This is a genomic window from Psychrobacter cibarius, assembly GCF_904845955.1.
GTDB classification, from domain to species: Bacteria; Pseudomonadota; Gammaproteobacteria; order Pseudomonadales; family Moraxellaceae; genus Psychrobacter; species Psychrobacter cibarius_B.
The window spans coordinates 17,857-40,910 of record NZ_CAJGYX010000009.1; the positions used below are offsets into that span (position 1 = coordinate 17,857).

At 43.6% G+C, this 23,054-nt stretch carries 23 protein-coding genes; 13 read left to right on the forward strand and 10 right to left on the reverse strand.

From position 1 onward, the window contains the following. Positions 1–15: 15 nt before the first annotated feature. Complete coding sequence (gene orn / locus JMV76_RS13530; protein ID WP_045446983.1) at positions 16–603, reverse strand: oligoribonuclease; 588 nt, start codon at positions 601–603, stop codon at positions 16–18. A 220-nt stretch (positions 604–823) separates the two neighbouring features. On the opposite strand from orn, the gene rsgA reads away from it, so the two are divergent. The 4 genes from rsgA to secB all read left to right on the forward strand — a co-directional run bounded on the left by rsgA (position 824) and on the right by secB (position 3,759). Then, on the forward strand, positions 824–1,927 hold the full coding sequence (gene rsgA / locus JMV76_RS13535) for a ribosome small subunit-dependent GTPase A (RefSeq protein WP_201503044.1): 1,104 nt from the start codon (positions 824–826) through the stop codon (positions 1,925–1,927). Between the two features lie 173 nt (positions 1,928–2,100). Further along, positions 2,101–2,556, forward strand: coding sequence for a rhodanese-like domain-containing protein (locus JMV76_RS13540; RefSeq protein ID WP_045446990.1), 456 nt, complete (start codon positions 2,101–2,103; stop codon positions 2,554–2,556). A gap of 318 nt (positions 2,557–2,874) precedes the next feature. Further along, complete coding sequence (gene grxC / locus JMV76_RS13545) at positions 2,875–3,138, forward strand: glutaredoxin 3 (RefSeq protein ID WP_045446994.1); 264 nt, start codon at positions 2,875–2,877, stop codon at positions 3,136–3,138. Between the two features lie 168 nt (positions 3,139–3,306). Beyond that, the gene (secB, locus tag JMV76_RS13550) at positions 3,307–3,759 is read left to right on the forward strand and encodes a protein-export chaperone SecB (RefSeq protein ID WP_045446997.1); all 453 of its coding nucleotides are present in this window, start codon (positions 3,307–3,309) and stop codon (positions 3,757–3,759) included. 240 nt (positions 3,760–3,999) lie between these two features. Here secB and adk read toward each other — a convergent pair whose 3' ends face one another. The 6 genes from adk to JMV76_RS13580 all read right to left on the reverse strand — a co-directional run bounded on the left by adk (position 4,000) and on the right by JMV76_RS13580 (position 10,992). Further along, positions 4,000–4,656 (reverse strand): adenylate kinase, encoded by a 657-nt coding sequence (gene adk / locus JMV76_RS13555; protein WP_045451169.1) that lies wholly within the window; start codon positions 4,654–4,656, stop codon positions 4,000–4,002. Between the two features lie 220 nt (positions 4,657–4,876). Next, positions 4,877–6,157, reverse strand: a complete 1,281-nt coding sequence (gene ccmI / locus JMV76_RS13560) for a c-type cytochrome biogenesis protein CcmI (RefSeq protein ID WP_201503045.1) — start codon at positions 6,155–6,157, stop codon at positions 4,877–4,879. After that, entirely contained in the window at positions 6,154–6,717 is a 564-nt protein-coding gene (locus JMV76_RS13565; protein WP_087815522.1) for a cytochrome c-type biogenesis protein, read from the reverse strand. Before JMV76_RS13565 ends, ccmI begins: the two co-directional genes overlap by 4 nt. Beyond that, the gene (locus tag JMV76_RS13570; protein ID WP_201503046.1) at positions 6,714–7,373 is read right to left on the reverse strand and encodes a DsbE family thiol:disulfide interchange protein; all 660 of its coding nucleotides are present in this window, start codon (positions 7,371–7,373) and stop codon (positions 6,714–6,716) included. The genes JMV76_RS13565 and JMV76_RS13570 overlap by 4 nt, the downstream gene beginning before the upstream one ends. 1 nt (position 7,374) lies before the next feature. Further along, entirely contained in the window at positions 7,375–9,405 is a 2,031-nt protein-coding gene (locus tag JMV76_RS13575) for a heme lyase CcmF/NrfE family subunit (protein ID WP_055123789.1), read from the reverse strand. Between the two features lie 252 nt (positions 9,406–9,657). Continuing rightward, the gene (locus JMV76_RS13580) at positions 9,658–10,992 is read right to left on the reverse strand and encodes a hypothetical protein (RefSeq protein WP_087815527.1); all 1,335 of its coding nucleotides are present in this window, start codon (positions 10,990–10,992) and stop codon (positions 9,658–9,660) included. A 478-nt stretch (positions 10,993–11,470) separates the two neighbouring features. Here JMV76_RS13580 and mrdA point away from each other — a divergent pair, with 478 nt between their 5' ends. The 8 genes from mrdA (at position 11,471) to scpB (ending at position 19,478) form a co-directional block, all read left to right on the forward strand. Beyond that, positions 11,471–13,456: a penicillin-binding protein 2 gene (mrdA, locus tag JMV76_RS13585; protein ID WP_201503047.1), complete on the forward strand. Its 1,986-nt coding sequence runs from the start codon at positions 11,471–11,473 to the stop codon at positions 13,454–13,456. A 36-nt stretch (positions 13,457–13,492) separates the two neighbouring features. Beyond that, positions 13,493–14,179: a 16S rRNA (guanine(966)-N(2))-methyltransferase RsmD gene (gene rsmD / locus JMV76_RS13590; protein WP_201503048.1), complete on the forward strand. Its 687-nt coding sequence runs from the start codon at positions 13,493–13,495 to the stop codon at positions 14,177–14,179. A gap of 210 nt (positions 14,180–14,389) precedes the next feature. Continuing rightward, on the forward strand, positions 14,390–14,818 hold the full coding sequence (rplM, locus tag JMV76_RS13595; protein WP_045447009.1) for a 50S ribosomal protein L13: 429 nt from the start codon (positions 14,390–14,392) through the stop codon (positions 14,816–14,818). A gap of 10 nt (positions 14,819–14,828) precedes the next feature. Beyond that, complete coding sequence (rpsI, locus tag JMV76_RS13600) at positions 14,829–15,215, forward strand: 30S ribosomal protein S9 (protein ID WP_045451158.1); 387 nt, start codon at positions 14,829–14,831, stop codon at positions 15,213–15,215. Between the two features lie 231 nt (positions 15,216–15,446). Next, positions 15,447–16,538, forward strand: a complete 1,092-nt coding sequence (locus JMV76_RS13605) for an LpxL/LpxP family acyltransferase (protein WP_201503049.1) — start codon at positions 15,447–15,449, stop codon at positions 16,536–16,538. A gap of 170 nt (positions 16,539–16,708) precedes the next feature. Continuing rightward, positions 16,709–17,809, forward strand: a complete 1,101-nt coding sequence (locus JMV76_RS13610; protein ID WP_201503071.1) for a tryptophan--tRNA ligase — start codon at positions 16,709–16,711, stop codon at positions 17,807–17,809. Between the two features lie 180 nt (positions 17,810–17,989). Next, positions 17,990–18,796, forward strand: coding sequence for a segregation and condensation protein A (locus tag JMV76_RS13615; protein WP_226950294.1), 807 nt, complete (start codon positions 17,990–17,992; stop codon positions 18,794–18,796). Between the two features lie 136 nt (positions 18,797–18,932). Next, positions 18,933–19,478, forward strand: a complete 546-nt coding sequence (gene scpB / locus JMV76_RS13620; protein WP_374190066.1) for an SMC-Scp complex subunit ScpB — start codon at positions 18,933–18,935, stop codon at positions 19,476–19,478. 168 nt (positions 19,479–19,646) lie between these two features. On the opposite strand, the gene lolA is transcribed toward scpB, so the two are convergent. The 3 genes from lolA to rplU all read right to left on the reverse strand — a co-directional run bounded on the left by lolA (position 19,647) and on the right by rplU (position 21,448). Next, entirely contained in the window at positions 19,647–20,333 is a 687-nt protein-coding gene (gene lolA, locus JMV76_RS13625) for an outer membrane lipoprotein chaperone LolA (RefSeq protein ID WP_045451149.1), read from the reverse strand. A 454-nt stretch (positions 20,334–20,787) separates the two neighbouring features. After that, positions 20,788–21,045: a 50S ribosomal protein L27 gene (gene rpmA, locus JMV76_RS13630; RefSeq protein WP_055123782.1), complete on the reverse strand. Its 258-nt coding sequence runs from the start codon at positions 21,043–21,045 to the stop codon at positions 20,788–20,790. A 91-nt stretch (positions 21,046–21,136) separates the two neighbouring features. Continuing rightward, positions 21,137–21,448, reverse strand: coding sequence for a 50S ribosomal protein L21 (gene rplU, locus JMV76_RS13635; RefSeq protein ID WP_010199185.1), 312 nt, complete (start codon positions 21,446–21,448; stop codon positions 21,137–21,139). Positions 21,449–21,999: 551 nt separating this feature from the next. On the opposite strand from rplU, the gene JMV76_RS13640 reads away from it, so the two are divergent. Then, positions 22,000–23,025: a polyprenyl synthetase family protein gene (locus JMV76_RS13640; RefSeq protein ID WP_227690412.1), complete on the forward strand. Its 1,026-nt coding sequence runs from the start codon at positions 22,000–22,002 to the stop codon at positions 23,023–23,025. Positions 23,026–23,054 lie beyond the last annotated feature (29 nt).

Below are 23,054 nucleotides of genomic sequence, written 5' to 3' on the forward strand. Positions count from 1 at the left end.
CGCTCAACTCTTACTTTACGGTATTAATTTAAAGAAATGCTGGCGATAATGCTTCAATTCACGAATAGAATCACGAATGTCATCTAACGCTAAATGACTGCCGCCTTTTTCAAAGTTTCTGAGAATATCAGGACGCCAGCGGAAGCAAAGCTCTTTAATTGACGACACATCCAGATTGCGATAATGGAAGAATTTTTCTAATTCCGGCATTTGACGCGCCATAAAGCGGCGATCTTGACAGATGGAATTGCCACACATTGGCGACTTACCACTATCGACCCATTTATTGAGAAACTTAATGGTTTCAGCTTCGGCCTCTGCCAATGTCACGGTACTACGGCGGACACGGTCGACCAATCCTGACTGACCATGCTGCTTGGTATTCCAATCATCCATTTTATTTAACGTTTGATCCGATACTTTTATAGCGAACACTGGCCCTTCGGCAAGGACATTCAAATCTTCATCAGTGACAACGGTAGCAATCTCGATAATCTCGTCATTCAAGGTATCCAGCCCGGTCATTTCTAGGTCAATCCATACCAGCCCTTTTTTGCCTTGGTTTCTAATTTTAATCTTGTTGGGGTGGTCACCGGTACTCATAAAATATCCTATGGTCAATAAAGTTTAGAACAACTTTGGAGCAATATTAATTAGATAAATCGCCTGTTAATGTTCATGCATAAGTAGCAAAACGTTGCATCTACTGATTTATAACCCTTAAAACGTTACAAAATCTCTGTCTGCAGCAGGCGCTTTAGGCTGTATGTTATCAAACTTTCACGCTACACTTAGCAATATTTTTTTAATAGGTTCAAAACCCATGGCATTAATTCGGCAACGCAAACTGACTAAACAACAGATTCGTCGCATCGACAAACAACAGCTGGCAAGCCAAGACAGCATCGATGACAGTTTGATGGATGGCGTGGTCATGGCGCACTATGGCAAGCAACTAGAAGTACAAGTGACCAGCTTGCCTGCAGTGATACCTGTGCAGCCGAAGATTGCCCCCGATGATCCTGAACCGTTTTGGCAAGAGCTGGCATTAGGCGATATTTGGCGTTGTCATGTGCGTACCAATTTACCGATGCTAGCCGCTGGTGACCAAGTACGCTGGAGTGCTGACCCTAATACTGGCTTTGGACGTATTGAATCGGTTAAGCCGCGTACCTCTCTGGTCTCGCGTCCTGATCGTTATCATAAACTTAAACCTGTCGCCGCCAATGTCGATATTTTGGCGATTGTCTTCGCGCCGCTACCTGCTGCCGCGCCAACCCTCATCGATCGTTATTTGGTCGTCTGTCATCATGCTGGTGTAAAGCCACTGTTGGTGCTTAATAAAGCCGATTTATTGGCAGAAGAAAACGGCGTCGATACCAAAGAATTATTGGCACAATATGCTTCTCTCGGTTATGAGAGCGTTCTCACCTCAGTCGATTGCCCTGAAAACGTTGCGGATAGCGATGAGCAAGAAGGGCTGGATGAATTAAAACGTTATATCGATAAAAAACTGGTTATTTTTGCGGGGCAATCTGGTGTCGGTAAAAGCAGTTTAATCAATGCCCTACTACCTGAATCGGCACAAAGCGTCAATATCATCTCTGATAACTCAAAACTTGGTCAACACACCACCACCACCAGTCGCTTATTACCATTTAATCCAGCCGACTTGACCCAAGGCGGTATCGTCGATACGCCAGGTATCCGCGAATACGGCATTTGGCATCTCACACCCGATGATATCATTTCAGGATTTGTGGAGCTTGCACCGTTATCTGGCAACTGTCAGTTCCGTGATTGTCGTCATACTCACAACAGCAAAGGCTGCGCCCTATGGCAAGCGGTTGCTGACGGCGTGGTATTGCAGCGCCGTGTGGAAAACCTCGTGACTTTAAGAGAAGAGGCAGATACTAAGCCCTATTAATATTGGCATTATTAGTATCCGCCTTATTAATCGCTGCCTTATAGATCGTTAATCGCTCGGTTGACCATCGCCCGTTTACTATGGTTGGTCTAATCGGTATAATAGCGTCTTGTTCAGTATCGTTAGGCTGTCTTCTCAGCTTAACCGAACACTTATTTTTTTGGAGGTATGGTTTGGATCGTGCGCTGGAATTTGTGGGCAACCACCCGTTTTTATTTGGTATATTAGCCGTACTTGCCGTGCTATTTTTTACGATTGAAAACAAACGTAGTGGCAGAAAAATATCGCCCAATACCTTAGGCATGATGGTTAACTCGCAAAACGCGCAGCTGATCGATATTCGTGCCAAAAAGAAGTTTGAGACCGGTTACATCCAAGGCAGCCGTAACATACCGTTCACCGAGCTTAAAGACCGCTTAGAAGAAATCCGTGCAATTGAGCAGCCAGTAATTATCATTTGTGATATGGGTGTGCAAGCAGGCGCGGCGATTCAGATGATCGGCAAGGACAGTGTCTATCGCTTAGAAGGTGGTATCGGCGGTTGGCAAGCAGCGGGCATGCCATTGGTTGGGTTAAAGGATGCAAAGCCTAAAAATAAAGGCAAAGCCAAACCAAGTCTACATAAGTAGTCCGCTATACTGCTATTTAAAAATATTTAGCCCGTATCAATTGATATATGATTGAGGGGCGTTGAATATTCACAAATAAAAAAGACACCTTATCGATAGGTGTTTTTTTTGTTTGTGGCATTTGTGCTACTGTCAGCGCTTTTATACTCAAACATCTTGAATTTGCTCTGCTCATCCCCACTTTAATAACGAGCATCATCGAATCTATCTTCAATTTACTTGCTGGTAACGGATTATAAGAATTTTTATCAAATAATTATTTATAATACTTTTTATAATAAAACGATTACCTTCTAAACTTATAAATAAGGATTTACCATGACTGTCGCTGTTAAAGTTTATACGACGCCTATCTGCCCATATTGCTCAAACGCCAAACAACTCTTAAAAACTAAAGGCGTTGACTACGAAGAAATTGGCATGCACGATATGAGCCGCGAAGAGCGTCAAGAATTAATGAAAAAAACCAATAACTATCGCACTGTACCGCAAATTTTCGTCGGTGAGACCTTTGTCGGTGGTTTTGATGAGCTCAATCAAATGAACCAACAAGGCAAACTTGACGAGCTATTAGCAGGTTAATCTGCTACTTTTCGTTGCTGTCTGTCTTTGCCTGTGTAATGATAGACAGCGGCAAAGATAAAAGAGAGTAATAAAAACATCCAGATTTTGTCTCGATTTATATTACAATGAACTTTTATTAAAATGACAGTTTGTCCAACTATTTGATTAACTTTTAGAGGATTTATCATGGCTGAAGAACAAGCACAACCACAATTAGCACTAGAGCGTATCTACGTAAAAGACATGTCACTTGAAGTCCCAGGCGCTAGTGTGTTCACCAAAGAGTGGAACCCAGAGCTTGATATCAATTTGTCTAGCAATGCTGAAAAACTGGATGACGATCATTATCAAGTCATCTTAACGGTGAGCGTTACAGCAAAAAATGCGGAAGAAGCAGCATTTATCGCTGAAGTGCATCAAGCAGGTATCTTCTTATTAAAAGACATCCCAGAAGACCAAATCGGTCAAATCTTAGGTGCATACTGCCCGAACGTTTTGTTCCCATATGCTCGTGAAGTCATCAGCGACATCGTAACGCGTGGTAGCTTCCCGCAGTTATTGCTAGCCCCTGTCAACTTTGACCAAGCTTACGCACAAAGCCAGCAACAAGCACAAGTTGATGCTGAAGGTAATGCATAAGTTTTAAGCAAAAATGTGCTAGCTTTATTCGCAGTATATTTTAATAAAAAAGCCGTTTACTCATTAGGAGTGAGCGGCTTTTTTGTGGATGCTGTTTAAGCGCTTACTCAAAAGAATCGTTGAGCAATGAGAGTTCGGCTTAGTAATGTTGTAAGACAGACAGTTAAAACCATCAGACATAAAAAACCCTGCTAATAAACAGGGTCTTCAATCGCGTCATCAATTATTCGAAATCGATGATTAGCCTTTTAACGCTGACAAGATTTGTTGCTTAACATCATCGATGCCTTGCGTGCCATCAAACTTATCATAATTAGGGGCATCGGCACCTTCTTTGGCCTTGTCTTGATAAAAACCAACAAGCGCTGATGTTTGCTCATGATAAGTCGCTAGACGATCACGAATGGTAGATTCTTTATCATCTTCACGCTGGATTAGCGCTTCACCTGTCACATCGTCGATACCATCGACCTTGGGTGGATTGTGATCAACGTGATAAACGCGACCTGAACCAGGATGTTGGCGACGACCAGATAAGCGCTTGACAATCTCGTCATCTGGCACGCTAATTTCGATTACATGATCGATAGCAACGTCAGCATCTGCAAGTGCTTGAGCCTGTGGAATCGTACGCGGAAAACCATCCAAAATACAACCATTGGCACAATCAGGCTTAGCGATACGTTCTTTCACTAGGTTAATAATGAGGTCATCAGAAACCAAACCACCAGCATTCATGATGTCTTTGGCTTTTTTGCCAAGCTCGCTGCCTTCTTTGATTGCTGCACGCAGCATATCGCCAGTTGAGATCTGCGGGATATCATATTCTTTAGAAATAAACTGGGCTTGGGTACCTTTACCGGCGCCTGGTGGACCTAGCAAAATAATACGCATCATTACACGATTCTCCTTAATAGATAGGATTTTGGGACTAATAAAACTCAGGGATTGGTTGTTTGCCAAGCTACCTTACCTTGTGGCTTGGCAAAGCTCAAGTATTTTCATTATTTGCAGTGATAAGTTGTCATGACTTATCTGTTCATATAATGCTGTTGCGCGCTGCTGTATCGGACAACAGCGCTTACGTCAGAGGTGCTGACAACAACAGATATAAATACTATGGAATTTGTTGATTGATTTCAACATTGACCTGATTTTGTTCCGCACTAATCACCACAGGATTACCTGACAAATCCCCTGACTCTGCACTGGCAGTACCACTATGGCTGATACGAGCGATGACAGCCAACTGAACTTTATCCGCTCTCGCCGATTTCAAAGTACGTTCAGGCATCATGGCATCCAAATCGCTTAGGCTAATGCTGGCTTCACCTTGCTTGATAACACTGATCGGCAAACGTTTGGCAGCAAATGGTGGTCCACCATTGACATCACGTATGGCGACAAATAACACATCGTCGGCTTTGACTAACGGCAGCAGGCTAGCATTAATCGTAACAGTCACTTCAACACCTTCAGAGGCTTGCTGTTGCTGAGCGGTGACATTAGCACTTAGCTCATCTAAACTCGCCAATGCTTTGGTATGATCACCAGGTTTAGCCGCAATACTGTCACGTAGACGCTTAATCCAGCCTTGTGCTTGATCAAAATTACTACTCCGTGCCTCACCCATTGCCATGAGCATTTGCGCGCCCTCATGCTCTGGATTTTTAGCCAACACGTCTTGTAGCACTCGGCGACTATTAGCGTCTAATTGGCCTTTATTGGCAAAGAAGCTAATCTGTGCATAAGTGGTTGCAATCTCTTCATTGTCTGGTGACAAACGATAAGCACGCGATAAGGCTTCAATTGCGGAATCCGTTGCTTCTAATGATAAGAATAATTCTGATAAACGCATCCAGCGATCTGGATCATCAGCGTGACGATAGACATTGGTTTGCATGGCACTAATCAGCTGTTGACCATCTTCAATCGCCCAAGCAGGCGGCTGATCAATCTTACCCGTTAATAAATCATCAGCCACTTGACCCACTTTGTCTTCAGCTGCCCAAAGCTCGAACACAGGCGTACGATCGCCGACCATCAAATACGCCATCGCTGCTAAGACAGGCACCCAGACAGTAATGATCAATCGGCTTTTGATACCAGGCGCGACCATCGGTGTGACTTCACGCTGAGCATCCAATAACTGGCGTTCAAGCTCCAGTTTTTGGTTCTGGTAATGGCTGTCATCGATAGTGCCATTGTCTTTATCTGTTTTTAGTTCCGCTAAACGCTCACGGAACACAGCAACGTTGATATCCAACAGCTGATTGTCCAGAGGCTTTTCTGGCGAGCGTGACGCTCGCAGCCAAGGCATGATGGTAATAACAGCGAGTATTAAGGCGATAAGTAAGCTTAGAGCAATAAATAAGCCCACAGTAGAGAATATGGTCATTTTTTGTCCTTGAGGCTTGTAATATCATGGTCGTTTTTGTCATCGCTCGAAGCACGTGATAACAGACGATCAATCTCGGCTTTTTCAGCAGCAGACAGAGCAGCAGCCGTACTATTGACCGTCACCCCGCTTTCACCACTAGCGACAAGCTGACGTCGTTTGCTTTGCCAGAACCAGCCTATGAGTAAACTGATGAGTAATAGTGGCGGAAAAAACCACAAAATCCACGTTGATGGACGGACAGGCGGCTTATAAGTGATGAAATCGCCATAACGTTCCTGCATATAAGCACGAATCTCGCCATCACTACGACCGTCTTTTATCAAATCATACGTTTTTTGCTTTAGATCTTGAGCAATGGGCGCATCCGATCCTGCAAGATTTTGGTTTTGACATTTTGGGCAACGCAGCTCTTCGATGAGACCACGATATTGGGCTTCTTGCTGCACAGAATCAAAGTCATAGACCTCAATAGCAGCATAGCTTGCCATACTTATTAGACAAGCTATCAGTAAGCTCGCGACTTTTAACGTAACGGCTGTTATTTTATTGGCTATCATTTACACGCCTCCGCAACCTGAGTCGGATCTGGACTGACGTTGTTATTATTAGCTTCATTGAGCACCATCAAGCAAGGCGTAATACGGCTTTGCCAGTTGCTTTCATTGATCTCACCAATGATGTGCTGACGAATAATACCATTACCATCGACTACGAAAGTCTCAGGCGCACCCGTCAAACCTAAGTCCAAAGCAAACTGACCAGATAAATCCTGAATAGACATCGAGAACGGATCGCCACCTCGGTTTAAGTAGCCTAGTGCATCGCCAATGTCATCTTTATAGTTGACCCCGACCAGATTGACACCGCGCTCCTCTAATTGCATAAGAAAAGGATGCTCAATAATACAAGTTGGGCACCAAGAGCCCCAAATGTTCATCAAAAAGGGCTTATCAGGCAGATTCTCATTGGTCATGATACGACTGGTATCTGATAATAAAGGCAGCTCAAAAGCGGGCACTGGGCGCTCAAGTGCCGTATTGGTAACGATATCCGTCGGCTTACCCAAACGCAGATATAGCATGATGATTAAGCCAATGAAAACGATCAGTGGAATCAAAAACCATAGCTTAAGTTGCTTTTTATTCATGGTTTTCGTGCCACCTACCTTATCTTGCTTTGCATTTTGCTCAGGGGATTGCTTTGATGTGCTCATATTAATTATCCCCTGTCTTTAATGCTGACGCATCCAAATCGGCGACGGTGGTAAAGCCTGCTTTATTCGCTGCAATTTGTGCAGGTGTCTTGGTTTTCTTAATACGATACCGATGATCAAGAATACTCAATACTGCACCAAACGCCATAATCAGAGCGCCTAGCCATATCCAGCGGATAAGCGGTTTCACATAAATACGTACTGCCCATTCGTTGCTATCTTCGGCGATAGGTTCGCCCAGTGCCACGTAAACATCACGCATGAGGCTAGCATCAATCGCGGCTTCTGTGACTGGCATCATACTAATGATGTAATTACGTTTTTCAGGATACAGCGTAGTCACAGCACGGCCATCTTTGCTGATTTCAACCTCAGCTTGGGTGGCATCAAAGTTACTGCCTTTGACTTCACGAAAGCCTTTAACGGTAAAGTCATAGCCTTGGACATGAACGCTATCGTTTGGTCCAAGCGCGACATCACGTTCAATACTTAACGTACTGGTAAATGCGACGCCGATGACGGCAATAATGACACCAATATGAGCGGTCTGTTGACCCCAATAGCTCAGACGTAACTGGCGTAACCCTTTAACAAAATTGGGTGCGTTTTTGGTTTTGTCTTTAAAATCAACCACCATCCATAGCAGTACCCAAAAACTGACCGCCAAGGTAACGCCAATATTAAGCATCGCAGACGGGCTCACAAAATACGTGATAACTGCCGCAAGCACTAAACTACTGGCGGCAATGACCATACCAGCGCCCAATAGCGGACGGCTGTCTTTTTTCCAGCGAATGTTCGAGCCCATACCCATTGCCACTAAGATCAGCCACGTGAGCGGTACAAACAGCGCATTAAAGTAAGGAGGGCCGACTGACACCTGGCCTAAATTAAAGGAGTCAGCAATGATAGGATACAGTGTGCCGAGTAGTACGACCAAAGTCGAAATCAAAATAATAACGTTGTTAATGACTAAAAATGACTCGCGTGAGATCAGTTGATACTGACTTTCGACCGTTAAACGCCAACCACGTACCGCAAACATCAACAAGCCACCGCCGATGATCACACCGAGAATGACTAAAATGACCAGACCACGCGTTGGGTCTGCGGCAAACGAATGCACCGAGGTAATAACGCCAGAACGCACGAGAAAGGTGCCCAATAGACTGAGTGCAAAAGCAAAAATCGCCAGCATAATCGTCCATGCTTTAAAGACACCACGTTTTTCTGTAACGGCAAGCGAATGTAGCAGCGCTGTACCAGCCAGCCATGGCATCAATGAAGCGTTCTCTACTGGATCCCAGAACCACCAACCACCCCAGCCAAGCTCGTAATAGGCCCACCATGAGCCAAGCGCGATACCAACGGTCAAAAAGCCCCAAGCCGCCAATGCCCACGGACGCGACCAGCGTGTCCACACTGCATCTAAACGACCTTCCCACAATGCCGCCATACAAAAGGCAAACGGCACGACCAAACCCACATAGCCCATATACAGCATCGGTGGGTGAATAATCAAACCGAAATCTTGTAGCACAGGATTTAGATCCGCACCATCAACAGGTAAGTTTGGCAATGTACGATCAAATGGCGACGAGGTAAAAATCAGCATCGCTAGCATCATCATCTGCACGCCAGCCAAAATCACCAACACTCGCGCACGCATAGACAGTGGCAAACCACGGCTAAAGTAAGAGACCAGCGCACACCAAGTAGCCATGATGGTCATCCAAAGCAGTAATGAACCCTCATGACCACCCCAAGTTGCCGACAGCTTATAATACCAAGGCAACAGCGTATTAGAATGCTGAGTGACATAGACGAGGCTGAAGTCATTGTAATAAAAGCCTGCCATCAGCGCGGCAAATGATGTGATCATGGCAGCAAATTGTGCCCACGCCAGACTTGGTGCCAAACGCTGCCACGCAACGTGGTCACGCATGATACCGACGGTTGGTAATACCACCTGCAAAATCGCCAATATAAAGGCGGCTAGCAAGGCAAAATAACCCAATTCTGTGATTAACATACGGTCTAACCTTGTTTACCTTAATACGGTCATTGTTTATTTTAGGGATTGGTTTTTTAGGATATTCGAAAGTATCCAGTAATCGTTACTACGAGTATTTATACTGCTGGTCTTTATTAGTGTTATTTATAATAAAAGCGCCATTAGCCATTGCAGCTGAGGGCGCTTACAGCAAGGTACATTAGCGTCAACTTGTCACGTTTCTGTATCCACTCTGTATGCGATGTGTATAAAGACATAAAAAATGCGTCATTACTGAATCGCAGGAAAAAACACTAAGACCAGATGCAACCAGCCTGCTAAAAACCCTGTCAAACCACCCAACACGATTAACGTCATCTCATCTTCACGAAAAGCGGGACGTAATAAGTTCTGAAACTCATCTGGCGTCAGCGCGCGAATACGGTCACGAAACAGCCCAAAAATTTTACTGGCACGGCTTTCATTGAGCTCAGGATCTCGCAATGGCACCATTGTCGCAACAATTGACTTATCAATGATGGTGTTTTTTAGCTGTCCATATTCGCGGCGACCCAAGCCTAGACGCAGTGTCGTACTAATCACAGGCGACTCTAGCACTTTATATAAATGCGACTTCATCAACTCACGCGTTTGCGCAGCACGGTCACCATACATCATCTCATTCATGATGTTCTCAAGCGTCACCAAATCTTTTACGACAATTTCAGCAAAAACCTCAGAAACTTCCTCTTGGCGTTTCATAAAACCGCCTTGCAAACGATACTGGGCGATATGTGGTAATTGCGGTCTAATAAATGGAAAGCGACTCTGGACGGCAAAAAATTTCACATAAGGAATAAATCGCGGCTCTACAGGATTAAACACCATCCAAATAGCAATCCAATTGGTAAGAAAGCCCCAAATCGCGGCAAAAAACGGCACTGTCCAATGCTGCGGCACCACCAAAAATATAAACATTTGGATAATACCGAAGACCAAACCAATCAAAGCACTGATATGCCAAATAAAATCGATCTCTTTTTGACCAACCTTCAAAAACATATTGACCATTAAACGACGATCACTTTCCATCGTGTTAACAATCATTTTGCGCATATCAACCAAGTCTTCGACGTTATGGGTCAAGTCAGTCACCAAAGACTGCATGATATTGGGCAGCTCTTGATGCGCTTGAGCGTAGACACGGCGCTTCAACGCATAAGGCAGATTACCCCACAACGCTGGCGAATGATCCAACATGATTTCATCAATCAATGCTTCAAGGTTTTTGTCCACGGTATCCGTGATAAATACCGCCATCTGCTCAGGCTCCATCGCCTGAAAAAACTCATCAAGCGAGCCAAGCTTTGACAGCGTTTGATCCACGATAACGCCTGATATCTTGCCAGCCTTTCGTGGGACGATACCTTGCCAGCCAATACCTGGCAACCCAAAAAACGGGAAGTTTGGAATACGAATACCCCGAAACTTAATCGGATAGAACAGCATTTTAAGCGCCATCCACACGTGTATCCATGTGACAAATGCAGTCACAGGCGGAATAGTCAGCATGGCAAAAAACTCTGGGTGTTCAGCTATTGTCTGCCACAATGAAGTTGCATCCATGACTTATCTTGCCCCTGACAGGTTAATTGTCGTCGCTAATTAAAAAGGATTAGCAAATTAGAACGCTTAACAAAAAGCCGCTCTGCCCATGATAATTATTATCAAATAAATCGCCTGATTTTAGCATACTTGCCATTCATTAGCACACGTCGAGCCTAGGTAAGTTGTGACTAGGGATGACACGTTTTACTATTACTCTCGATAGTAACAATATGAATATCATCTACAGACGCTTTAGATAATAACGACCACAAAATAAATGGCGGTGTACTGCGGCGACTCATTTGTTCTGTTATAATTTGTGATTGTATGACCGCACATCGCTGTATATAGATTGAGGGATTATTATTTCAACTCATATCAGTCCATGTAATTGAAATTCTTATTATTATCCTTTATGCTCGCCGCACTTTGGTGAACGACCCTGCCCCTTTACTCTCTTTTATTGACTCACTGACCGTTTGGGCTCTTACTTTCTATGAATAAACCGCTAACCCCCAATACTGAACAGGTCAATCGTGTTTTCACCAGTCGTATTATTATCCTTGGAATTCTGATATTCATTGGATTGAGCGGCTTGATCGTGCGTTATGGTTACCTGCAAGTCTATGCGCACGATAAGTATACGACGCAAGCAGACAATAACCGTATTAAGCTGATCTCTGCACCGCCCAGCCGCGGCTATATTTATGATCGCAATGGAATCATATTGGCAGACAACCAGCCCGTATTTACGGCCATGTTAAGCCCTGATGAAGTCGAAAATCCAGAGCGTACGCTAAATTTGCTTGCGCCTATTTTTGAGCTAACAGATGAAAATATTACCGATATTTTAGCGCGACTGAGTAAAAGCAAAAACGATCCTGTGACCATCAAAATTGACTTAACCGATGCCCAATTGGCGCAGTTTAGTGAGCGTAAACCCTTCTTTCGCGGTGTGACTATTCAAAGCAAGCTGACACGTTCATACCCTTATGACGAGCTATTTGCACACGTCATCGGCTATGTTGGGCGTATCAATGATAAAGAAACCAAACGCATTGACAAAGATCGCTACGCTGGCACTGACCTTATCGGTAAAATCGGTATCGAAGATTATTACGAGGACATATTGCTAGGGCAACCGGGTTATCAGTCGGTAGAAACCGATGCGCATGGTAATATTTTGCGTCAATTAGACACTAAACCACCAGTAGCTGGTAATGACATTACGCTGAGCTTAGATTATGGCTTACAGCAAGTCGCCCAGCAGCAGCTAGACGGTCGTCGCGGCGCTATCGTGGCAATCGATCCAAAAAATGGTGATGTATTGGCGTTTGTCAGTAATCCAAGCTATGACCCCAACCCTTTTATCTCAGGCATCTCCTTTAAGGATTATGGCAATCTGCGTGAAGATCTGGATCAGCCGCTCTATAATCGTGCGCTACAAGGGACATACCCACCCGGCTCTACTATTAAACCTTTTGAAGGCTTAGGCGGCATTCATTATGGGCTGCGCAATTGGGAAACCACTATCTATGATCCCGGTTACTTTAGCTTACCAGGAGACTCACATCGATTCCGTGACTGGAAACGCGGTGGTCACGGTACGGTAGATCTTAAAAAATCTATCGTGATGTCAGTGGATACCTATTATTATAAATTGGCTTATGAGATGGGTATTCAGCGCCTACATGATTGGATGGCACGTTTTGGATTTGGTGAACCAACAGGTATTGATTTGCCCAATGAAAAATCAGGAATTATGCCGTCACCAAAATGGAAAAAAGATACCTATGACAAAGGCTGGTTGCCGGGTGAAACCATCTCAGTCAGTATCGGGCAGGGTTATTTCTTAGCCACACCATTACAGATTGCCAATGCAACCGCCATGACAGCGAACAAAGGCTATCACATTACTCCGCATCTCCTAAAAAGTAGCGATGGTGCAGCACAAGTTAACGTAATCACCAAACCCGACGGTAAAATCGAATATAACGGCAAACCGTCTGACTGGCTACGTATGCACGATGCGATGGAAGAAACCGTCAAGGCAGGTACCGGACGTGGGATTTATACGCCGCGCTATCGTATTGCGGGTAAAACGGGTACTGCGCAAGTCAAGTCCATTGCGCAAGGCAAACGCTATGATAAATCTGCCATAGACAAACGTCACTGGGATCACGCGTGGTTCAATGGTTTTGCACCCGTAGAAAATCCTGAGATTGCGCTTGCAGTACTGGTTGAAAACGGTGGCGGTGGTAGTGTGGTTGCTGCACCCATCGGTCGCGCACTATTTGACTACTGGATATTACAGCGCAAAAACGACCCTATCTTGCCACCAACGGCTGATCAACTAAAAGTCATCAAACGCCAAAAAGCTTTTGAAAAATTGATGCGTGATGCCCAGCGTGAAAAAGAAGAAAAAGCGCTAGAAGAAAAGGCAGAGGTGGAAGCAGCCACAGCCGCCACAACCTCTGAGTAAAAGTACGCTAAACCAGATACGGTAAATATAAATATTATGAAAAAATCTATAAGCAGCCGCGAGCATAGGAACAATCATAAGAACAAAAATATAGCTGCGGGCGACGTGCGGATCATTGGTGGTCAGTTTAAACGCCGTGTTGTACGTTTTATCGACGCAGAAGGTCTACGTCCTACCCCAGATCGCTTGCGAGAGACGCTGTTTAGCTGGCTACTTCCTGATATTCATGGCGCTTATGTGCTTGATAGCTGTGCTGGTAGCGGTGCCTTAGGTTTTGAAGCATTGTCTCGTGGTGCCGCGCACGCAACCTTTATCGAAATAAATCCTGCGCAAAGTAATATGCTGCGTCAAAGTGCTGAACAGTTGCATCTGAGCGCTGATACCCATCAAATTATCCAAGGCACTGCAGAAAGAGTATTGATGCAAGAGCAGATTGTTCCGCGCCCTTTCAATATTGTATTCATCGATCCACCGTATGCTCAAGATCTGTGGCAACCTATTTTAATGGCACTGATTACCCAGTCGTTAATTGATAGTGAAACACTGATTTATCTAGAAGCGGATAAAGATTTAAAAAGCCAATTGAAACAACTGGAAGAGACGCTTAATAAAAATATAGATATCCAATCAGGTACTATTCAGCAAACAATCCGCTTTGAATGTGTGAAACACACCAAAGTTGGACAAGTTGTTGCTGGACTTTATCGTTTATCATCGTCATAATTGTCGGGTTAATGCCTGCCATTAACAAATTTTACAAATGTTTAGAACCGCTAAAAACTGGCCAACGCTGCAGTTTAATGTATATAAGGCGAAAATAAACCCCAATGCAGCTTGCAAGCGTAGGCACTACTGCTTATAATGTGCAGTCTGTTTTTTGAGAGCCCCGTTCCCAGCTAAACTCTCAACGAATTCTAATTTTAAGGTTTTATCATGAAAACACTTAGTGCAAAACCAGCTGAAGTGACCCATGACTGGTATGTCGTAGATGCTGACGGCAAAACCCTTGGTCGCTTAGCCACTCAAATCGCTAGTCGCTTACGTGGCAAGCATAAGCCTTCTTTTACGCCGCACGTTGACACTGGTGACTTCATTGTTGTCATCAATGCTGATAAAATCACGGTAACGGGTAAAAAAGCGCAAGATAAAAAATACTATCGTCACAGTGGCTACCCAGGTGGTATCAAGGAAACCAACTTCAGTAAGTTGCTTGCACATAAGCCTGAAGATGTTCTACACAAAGCAGTTAAGGGTATGCTTCCAAAGGGCCCTCTTGGCTATGCGATGATCAAGAAGCTGAAGCTATATGCGGGTACTGAACATCCACATACTGCACAGCAACCTAAAGAACTAGACATCTAAGGATATACTTATGGAACGCAATTACGGAACTGGTCGCCGCAAGACGTCTACTGCTCGTGTCTTTTTAGCTAAAGGTACTGGTAGCATCGTTGTTAACGGTAAGCCACTTGATGAGTATTTTAGCCGTGAAACTTCACGTATGGTTGTTCGTCAGCCTCTAGAATTACTTGACTCACCTACTGCTTATGACCTTTACATCACTGTAAAAGGTGGCGGTATTAGTGGTCAAGCTGGCGCAATCCGTCACGGCATCACGCGTGCATTGATTGAGCTTAACGAAGCCAACAAACCTGCACTAAAAGCAGCTGGCTTTGTTACTCGTGACTCACGTCAAGTTGAACGTAAGAAATTGGGTCTACGTAAAGCACGTAAACGTCCACAATTCTCAAAACGTTAATCAAAGCTATCTCTTATCTTTTTGCGGCTATTGTCTTTATCTCAGAGCGACAGTCACAATATTAAAGAAAAGAGTAGATTTGCAAAACCTTATAAGCTGTCCGCAGCTTATAAGGTTTTTTTATGGCTGATGACTTTTGCATTTGCTCGTGATTTTGTGCGTAAATCACCTTGCAAAGCAATGCTGACTACCCCATCATGATGATAACTTTTCATTATTAGTAACAATTTTATGAAAGCGCCTGAACAATACGACCCCAGCAAACCACCTACCAAAAGCAGCCTGCCACCGCCAAGTACGCAGCAGCCTGCTAAGTCCCCAGCGATACCTGCTGGCATGCCAACGATTACCCAAAATCATAAGCGCACAGCACCCATCGAAAAAAAGCCTTTTCAATGGCAGTTTTTGTTGCCCAAATATTGGGGCATTTGGCTATTGGCAGCAATAATCTTACCCATCATATATTTGCCGCTACGTTGGCAGTTTTGGCTGGGACGTCAGCTTGGCATATTTATCTATAAAATAGCAGGCTCACGTCGGCGTGATACGCTTATCAATTTGAAACTGGCTTTTCCAGAAAAGCCAGACGTCGAGCGCGAATTGATGGCAAAACAAGTCTTTGTCAATCAGGGCATTGGTGTGTTTGAAACTTTATGTGCTTGGTATCGTCCAAATGTTTTTACTCGTACCGTTTCAATTTCAGGATTACAGCACGTTGTCAATGCACAGAATGAGGGTCGTCCTGTCATTTTACTGGGCGCTCATTATACGATGCTTGATCTGGGCGGCATGCTCTGTACGCAATTTTTTCCGATGGATGGGATGTATCGACCGCAGAATAACGCGCTACTTGATTGGTTTGTTTATAATGGCCGTGCCAGTATTCTTAGCAAGCAAATAGCCAGTCGTGACATGCGCAGTTTTGTTGAGTCAATTAAAGCTGGTCACGTGATTTGGTACTCACCTGACCAAGATTATGGTCTAAAACAAGGCGTCATGGCACCATTCTTTGGTGTGCCAGCAGCGACTATTACAGCATCACGGCGCATGGCAAAATTGGGCGACAAGGCACATCCACCCGCATTAATGGCGCTGCATACTTACCGGCAGACACCAGACAGTTTACCCAAAGGCAAACGCCCGCACTATCATCTAACGATTACCCCAGAAATTCAAAACTATCCAAGTAACGATGAATTGGCTGATGCGACGCGAGTCAATGAGTTGCTAGAGGGATTGATTCGTATTGATCCCACTCAGTGGATGTGGTTCCATCGTCGTTTCAAAAATGGTCCTGATGGTCGTACTGATATCTATAAGTAAGCGTGTATTGCTACGAAAAATCGCCAGAAAATTTGCTATACTTTGCAGCTTATATTTTTTATATTACCTGCATATAAATAACAATGAATTTATAATAAATTGAAAAACGAAACTTTTATAAATAAAACCTTGATGAACCAAATAATGGATTTACCATGAATAACACTCATATTTCTGATAACCAAAGTTCTGATAACCAAAGTTCTGATAACCAAGCTCCTGATCACTCAACGCAAGCCAAGCGCATTTTGACGGGCATCAAACCGACGGGTACCTTGCATTTAGGAAATTACGTTGGCGCGATTCGTCCAGCCATTCAGTCTATCCAAAACAGTGATGACGAAGCATTCTTTTTTTTAGCAGATTACCATGGCATTATCGGCTGTTATGATCCTACTATTATTCATGAATCGACCAAAGCCATTGCAGCGACTTGGCTTGCCTGTGGTCTGGATCCTGAGCGCGTCACTTTTTACCGTCAATCAGATGTGCCGGAAATACCAGAGCTTGCTTGGATTTTGAACTGCTCATGTGCCAAAGGTTTAATGAATCGTGCTCATGCTTATAAAGCAGCTGTTGATATTAATATGAAAAAAGAAGACGTCGATCCTGATCAAGGTATCAACATGGGATTGTTTGGCTACCCTGTACTCATGGCAGCAGATATCTTGATGTTTAATGCCACACATGTACCTGTCGGTCGCGACCAAATTCAGCATGTTGAAATGGCACGTGATATTGCTGGTACCTTTAACCATCGCTATAAAACGCTCTTTACCTTACCATCTGCCGTTGTAGATGACGATATCCCATTACTAACGGGTTTGGATGGTCGCAAGATGAGTAAGAGCTATGGCAATACCATTCCGCTATTTGGTGATTCTAATCCACAAGTTAGCGCCGAAAAGCAGATGCATAAAGCCATCATGAAAATTGTGACCAACTCACAATTACCTGCTGAGCCAAAAGACCCTGATGACTCTGCTATTTTTGAGATTTATAAAGCCTTTGCGACCCCTGCTGAGATTGCCGATATGCGCGCGCAGTTTGCTGCTGGTATTGGCTGGGGCGATGCCAAGCAAGCCCTGTTTGAGAAAATAAATACGGAAATAGCACCCTTCCGCGCGCGTTATGAGCATCTTATGGCTAACCCAAAAGAGCTAGAAGAAATCTTACAAATGGGCGCAGAAAAAGCCCGTCGTCATAGTCGTAAGCAACTAGATAAGACTCGTCGTGCCATTGGTATCCGTCCACTTGCTAAGCTTAAGTAAGTCTTTGACTGCTTTAACTTATCTTAATCAAAGCGGATGCTAAGCGTGCAGACTGAGCTAACAAATCAACCAGCGGCTTTAACAAAAGCCGCTTCTCTTGTAGGCGCGTATCAAAACTCTGAGCTTATAGATAGCAATGGCGAGCATGATGGCCAACACGACCATTTAGCTATCAATGATATGTCTTTACGCATTTACCAGACATCCGTACAACATCTACCAGAAGATCTCTATGTGCCGCCGCAAGCCTTTGCCATTTGGCTTGAGCAGTTTGCCGGACCATTAGATTTCTTGCTATATTTGGTCAAAAAAAATAATGTTGATCTGACCCAAATGCCGATACTACCCATAACTGAGCAGTATTTGGCTTACATCAGCGAATTAGATACCGAGCATTTTGAATTGGCAGGCGATTATCTGTTGATGGCGTCCACGTTGATTGCCATTAAAACCGAGCTGTTGCTGCCCAAACCTGAAACTCCGAGCGATGAGCGTGATCCAAAAGCAGAACTGATTGAGCGCCTTGAAGAATATGCGCAAATCAAAGTAGCCAGTCAACGCTTAGATAATCTGGTGCGTCTTGAGCGTGATGTGTTTTTAGCCATGGTCAGTATGCCCGGTCAAGACGTCATGAATGCGGAATTACCTAGCTATTCGCCAAACCTTTTGATTGACAGCTTATTTAAAATGCAACTGCAGCCCGATTATCAAATGCATACCATTAAAGTCGACGCTGTTCCCCTTGCTGATCGTATTGCCAGTATTAGCCGACAGCTCAGTACGGATGGTGAGCACTCTTTTTATGAGCTACTAGATAAAACACAAGGTAAAATAGGTGTGGTTGTCAGCTTCGTCGCCATACTAGAGCTGATAAAACGACAGTTGGTTGGTATCGTAAATACTGAGTTAGAAAGTCACCCTACCACTGACAATAATGATGCTGAAGACAGTCATATTAAACCCTTAACGTTACAGTGGTTGGCATAGTTATTATCGACCTGTCTATTCCTATAAATATCGATACACATTATCATTTAAAAAGAGTCGCTTTCTAATGACAGATACTGACAATACCAAGCAAGATCATGACAAACCATCCTCATTATCTACCGCTTTACTGTCATTGACCGATGAGCAGCGACAGCATCTAGAAGACTTAAGCAAGCATATTGAAGTGCTATTACATGCGTCAGAAGCGCCCCTCACCGCCACTGTCTTAAGAAAACACCTGTCTTTAACGGCTAAAGAGCTAACACAGGCTTTGGCGCTACTAAGACAGCGCTTGGATATGGGCGTGCTAAGCTTGCACGAAACTGCCAGCGGTTATCGACTGCAAGTCGCGAATAACTATAGTGCTTTAATTCAACGCGTCTTCCCACAGCGCCAAGAACGCCTGAGCCAAGCCTTACTTGAGACGCTTAGTGTGATTGCTTACAAGCAGCCAGTGACTCGTAGCGACATAGAGCACGTGCGCGGTGTGACGCTATCAAGCAATATATTGCGTCAACTATTTGATAAAGGCTGGATTGAAGAGAAGGGCTACAAGGAAACATTGGGTCGCCCAGCATTGCTACATACCACGCCACAATTTTTAGATGCCTTTGGACTGAGTGAGTTGAGCGAGTTACCACCGATGCCAGATATAAGCGCCATCAAAGCAATGTCTTAAGCATTTAAAAATCATTAAGCATTTAAAACATGATATAGAAGAGATTTAGCAGTATTTTCCAGAGAATCCTCATTCAAAAAAAAGACAGACCACATAGGATCTGTCTTTTTCATTTAATCAATGAAGTCGTTGATTAGCCTTTAATAATTGGCTCTTGCTAACGGCCTGTTATTGATTGATAACATCAACACCTTTTGGTGGCGTAAACTTAAACTGACTGCTACTGATGCTTGGGTTTAGTTTGATACTACTGAATTTGATGGAAGTGGTTTGACCAAGGCTGTCATTTAGCACCATCATTACTGGCTTCCCACCGCTAAAACTCATTGATAAACTCTTAAAGCTAGCACTGTCTGATTTTGGGTACAGCACGTAGTAATTTTTATTGTCATATGGCTGGGTAATTTTAAAATTCTTGTCAATTTGGCTTGGGTCGCCTGATAACAGCAGTGCTGGTGTATTGCCAACTTGGCTGTCAACGTTTTGCTTGGTCGCTTGCTCTAAATCCTTGTCATAAACCCACATGGAGTTACCATTAGCGACGATCAGTTGCTGTGATGGCGACTTTGTTTCCCAGCGGAAATTATTTGGGCGTTGTACACTCATCGTACCCGTAAAAGTACCACTGTTGGCACCTTTCGTCGTTTGGCTAAAGTTAGCCGTCATGCTTTTGGTATTTGTCAGCAGCTTGTTTAAACGTTTGGCAGCGGTCAAATTATCAGCTGGTGCAGCAGTAGCTGATTGTGTCAATACCATCATTGGGGCTGCGACACCAAGCGATGTCATTAATACACCAGCTAAAGCACCGCTCATCATTTTTTGTTTTAAAGTTGTTTTGTTGGTTAATAAAGTCATCATAAATCCTCTCTAAAAATGCATAATCGCTTAAAAATTGTCGCTTTAAAATAAGACATCTTATTAAAATTTTTGTTTTCCATAAATATTTATCTAGCAGCCATAAAACGGGTGCTCATAAACAATGACAACAGTGTGCCAGTTTTTTTATTACACGCCTAGTCATGATTTGCAATCTTTACTACCGCTGCCATACACGCTTGTAACTACTCTTTTGACCATTTTTGTGATCATAAGCGGCTACACAATAATAAACCGCATGGATGGTGATTTTTTTGACTATTCATTATTTCCTAACGTTATTTACTAATATTGTTTAGCAGCATAAAGCCAATTTAGCATCCTTAACCCCTACGAAAATAACTAAAAAAAAGCCCCTACTACCAAACGGTAATAGAGGCTTTTTAGTCATCGGATTATTTTAGTCTTTGACTAAAACAACCTAGATGGGCAATTATGCGCTTTCAACCATTACATAACGACGGTTGAACTTACCTTTGGTCGCAAACTTTACCACACCGTCATTCAGTGCAAATAAAGTATGGTCACGACCCATGCCAACGCCTTCGCCTGCGTGGAATTCTGTACCACGTTGACGAACGATGATGTTACCAGCTGTGATAGCTTGGCCACCAAAGATTTTAACGCCTAGCATTTTTGGGTTTGAATCACGACCATTACGGCTTGAACCGGCAGCTTTCTTATGTGCCATGGGAAAATCTCCTTGTTAATTTGACTTATCGCTGATGCGATAACTCTTAAGCGTTTAGTGCACTATTTAGCAGTAATTGCTAAGTGGATAATTAGGCATTAATAGCTTTGATTTTTAACAAGGTATACCATTGGCGGTGACCTTGCTCTTTGTGATAATGCTTACGACGGTTGTGCTTAACGATACGGATTTTTTCGCCGCGACCATGTTCAACCACTTCAACTTCAACGCTAGCACCTTCAACGATAGGCTGACCGATTTTGACAGTTTCGCCGTCAACAATCATCAATACATCTTCGAATTTAATTGTTGCGCCAGTTTCCGCTTTTAGTAGTTCAACTTTAAGCAACTCATCGACAACTACACGGTGCTGTTTACCACCAGTTTTGATTACTGCGTACATTGTATGACTCCGTTTAACCCGTGTGCCGTGGCTGATGTTATACCAACGCTTTTACGACGAACACGACAGGGAAAAATTAAAGGCAAGATTTTACGGCTTTTTGCTCATAAAAGCAAGCCGTCTATCTCACTTGTTTAACTGGTTTTTGTAAGGCAGTTACACGAATAACCACCTCACTTTTTATTATATCTACTGCTGATTAGGAGCGCATCTAAGATGCTACTCCAACAAAAAAACACTATATAATAACAGCGGCTATTATAACTTATATAATCAGCGACTTACAGCCTTTTATACATCTCTTAAATGACCTTAAATGTCGCCGATAAATGACCATTGATTCTAGTGAAATTTCAGCCAGTTTTTACAGTTTTTATGTCAATTTCTATATATAGCAAATCTTATATAAAAGATAGGCGCGATGTTTTAGGCACGTTTTAACCCACAATCTAAAGGCATAGCTATGCTATTATAGAAAATAATGCCTTACCTATCTATAAAACTAAGGCTATAAAAAATTCTCTTTATTCTTATTAATATGACTATTTATTATGACCAGCATCCCTTCACATAAAACAGATTCAATGACTCAATCAACGCCTAATTATGCTGATATTCAAAGTATCGTGGCGGATGATTTTGAGATTATGGACAAGCAAGTATTTGGTAGTCTTAATTCCAAAGTTCAGCTGGTAATGAGCGTCTCACAGCATGTAATTAATGCTGGTGGTAAGCGCATGCGCCCGCTGATTACCTTGTTATGTGCACGCATGTTTGAGGACAAGCCCTCAGAAAAAGCCATGCATCTAGCCGCTATTACTGAAATGCTGCATACAGCGACCTTGGTTCATGACGATGTGATTGATGAGTCAGGACAGCGCCGTGGTAAGCCGACCGCTAATGCCACATGGGATAATGCCACCGCGGTACTGGTCGGTGACTATCTGATTGCTCGTGCCTTTAATTTATTAGTTGGCTTCCAAAGCCTGCCACTGTTGCAAGTATTCTCAGATGGCACCTGTGATATCGCTGAAGGCGAAGTATTGCAGCTCCAGCATCAGCACAACCCTGCCGCGACAGAAGAGGATTACTTGCGCATTATTGACGGTAAAACCTCGCGGCTGTTTATGATGGCGACTCAAGGCGCTGCAATTTTACAAGACAGAATAGAGCATATGCAGGCTTTAGGCGATTTTGGTCAGCACTTTGGCAATGCTTTTCAAATTATCGATGATGTGCTCGACTATAGTGGTGATAGTGAGGTAATGGGAAAAAATTTAGGAGACGACCTTGCTGAAGGTAAGCCAACCCTGCCGACCATCAAAGCGCTTGAGCTGCTAAAAAACAGCGACATCAAAGGCTATGAGCAGTTGCGTGTCGCCGTACAAACTGGAAAGACACCGAACGCTGAGCAACTTATTGAGTTAGTGCGCCGCTCAGGATCATTAGATTACTGTAAGCAGCGGGCTTGGGAAGAAACTAAGCTGGCACAACAAGCATTGAGTACGCTACCTGACAATCGTTATCGCACAGGCTTATATCAATTGACTGAATTGGCTAGCGCGCGCTTGCTGTAGTCAGTATTGTCATAACAGCTATTAATATT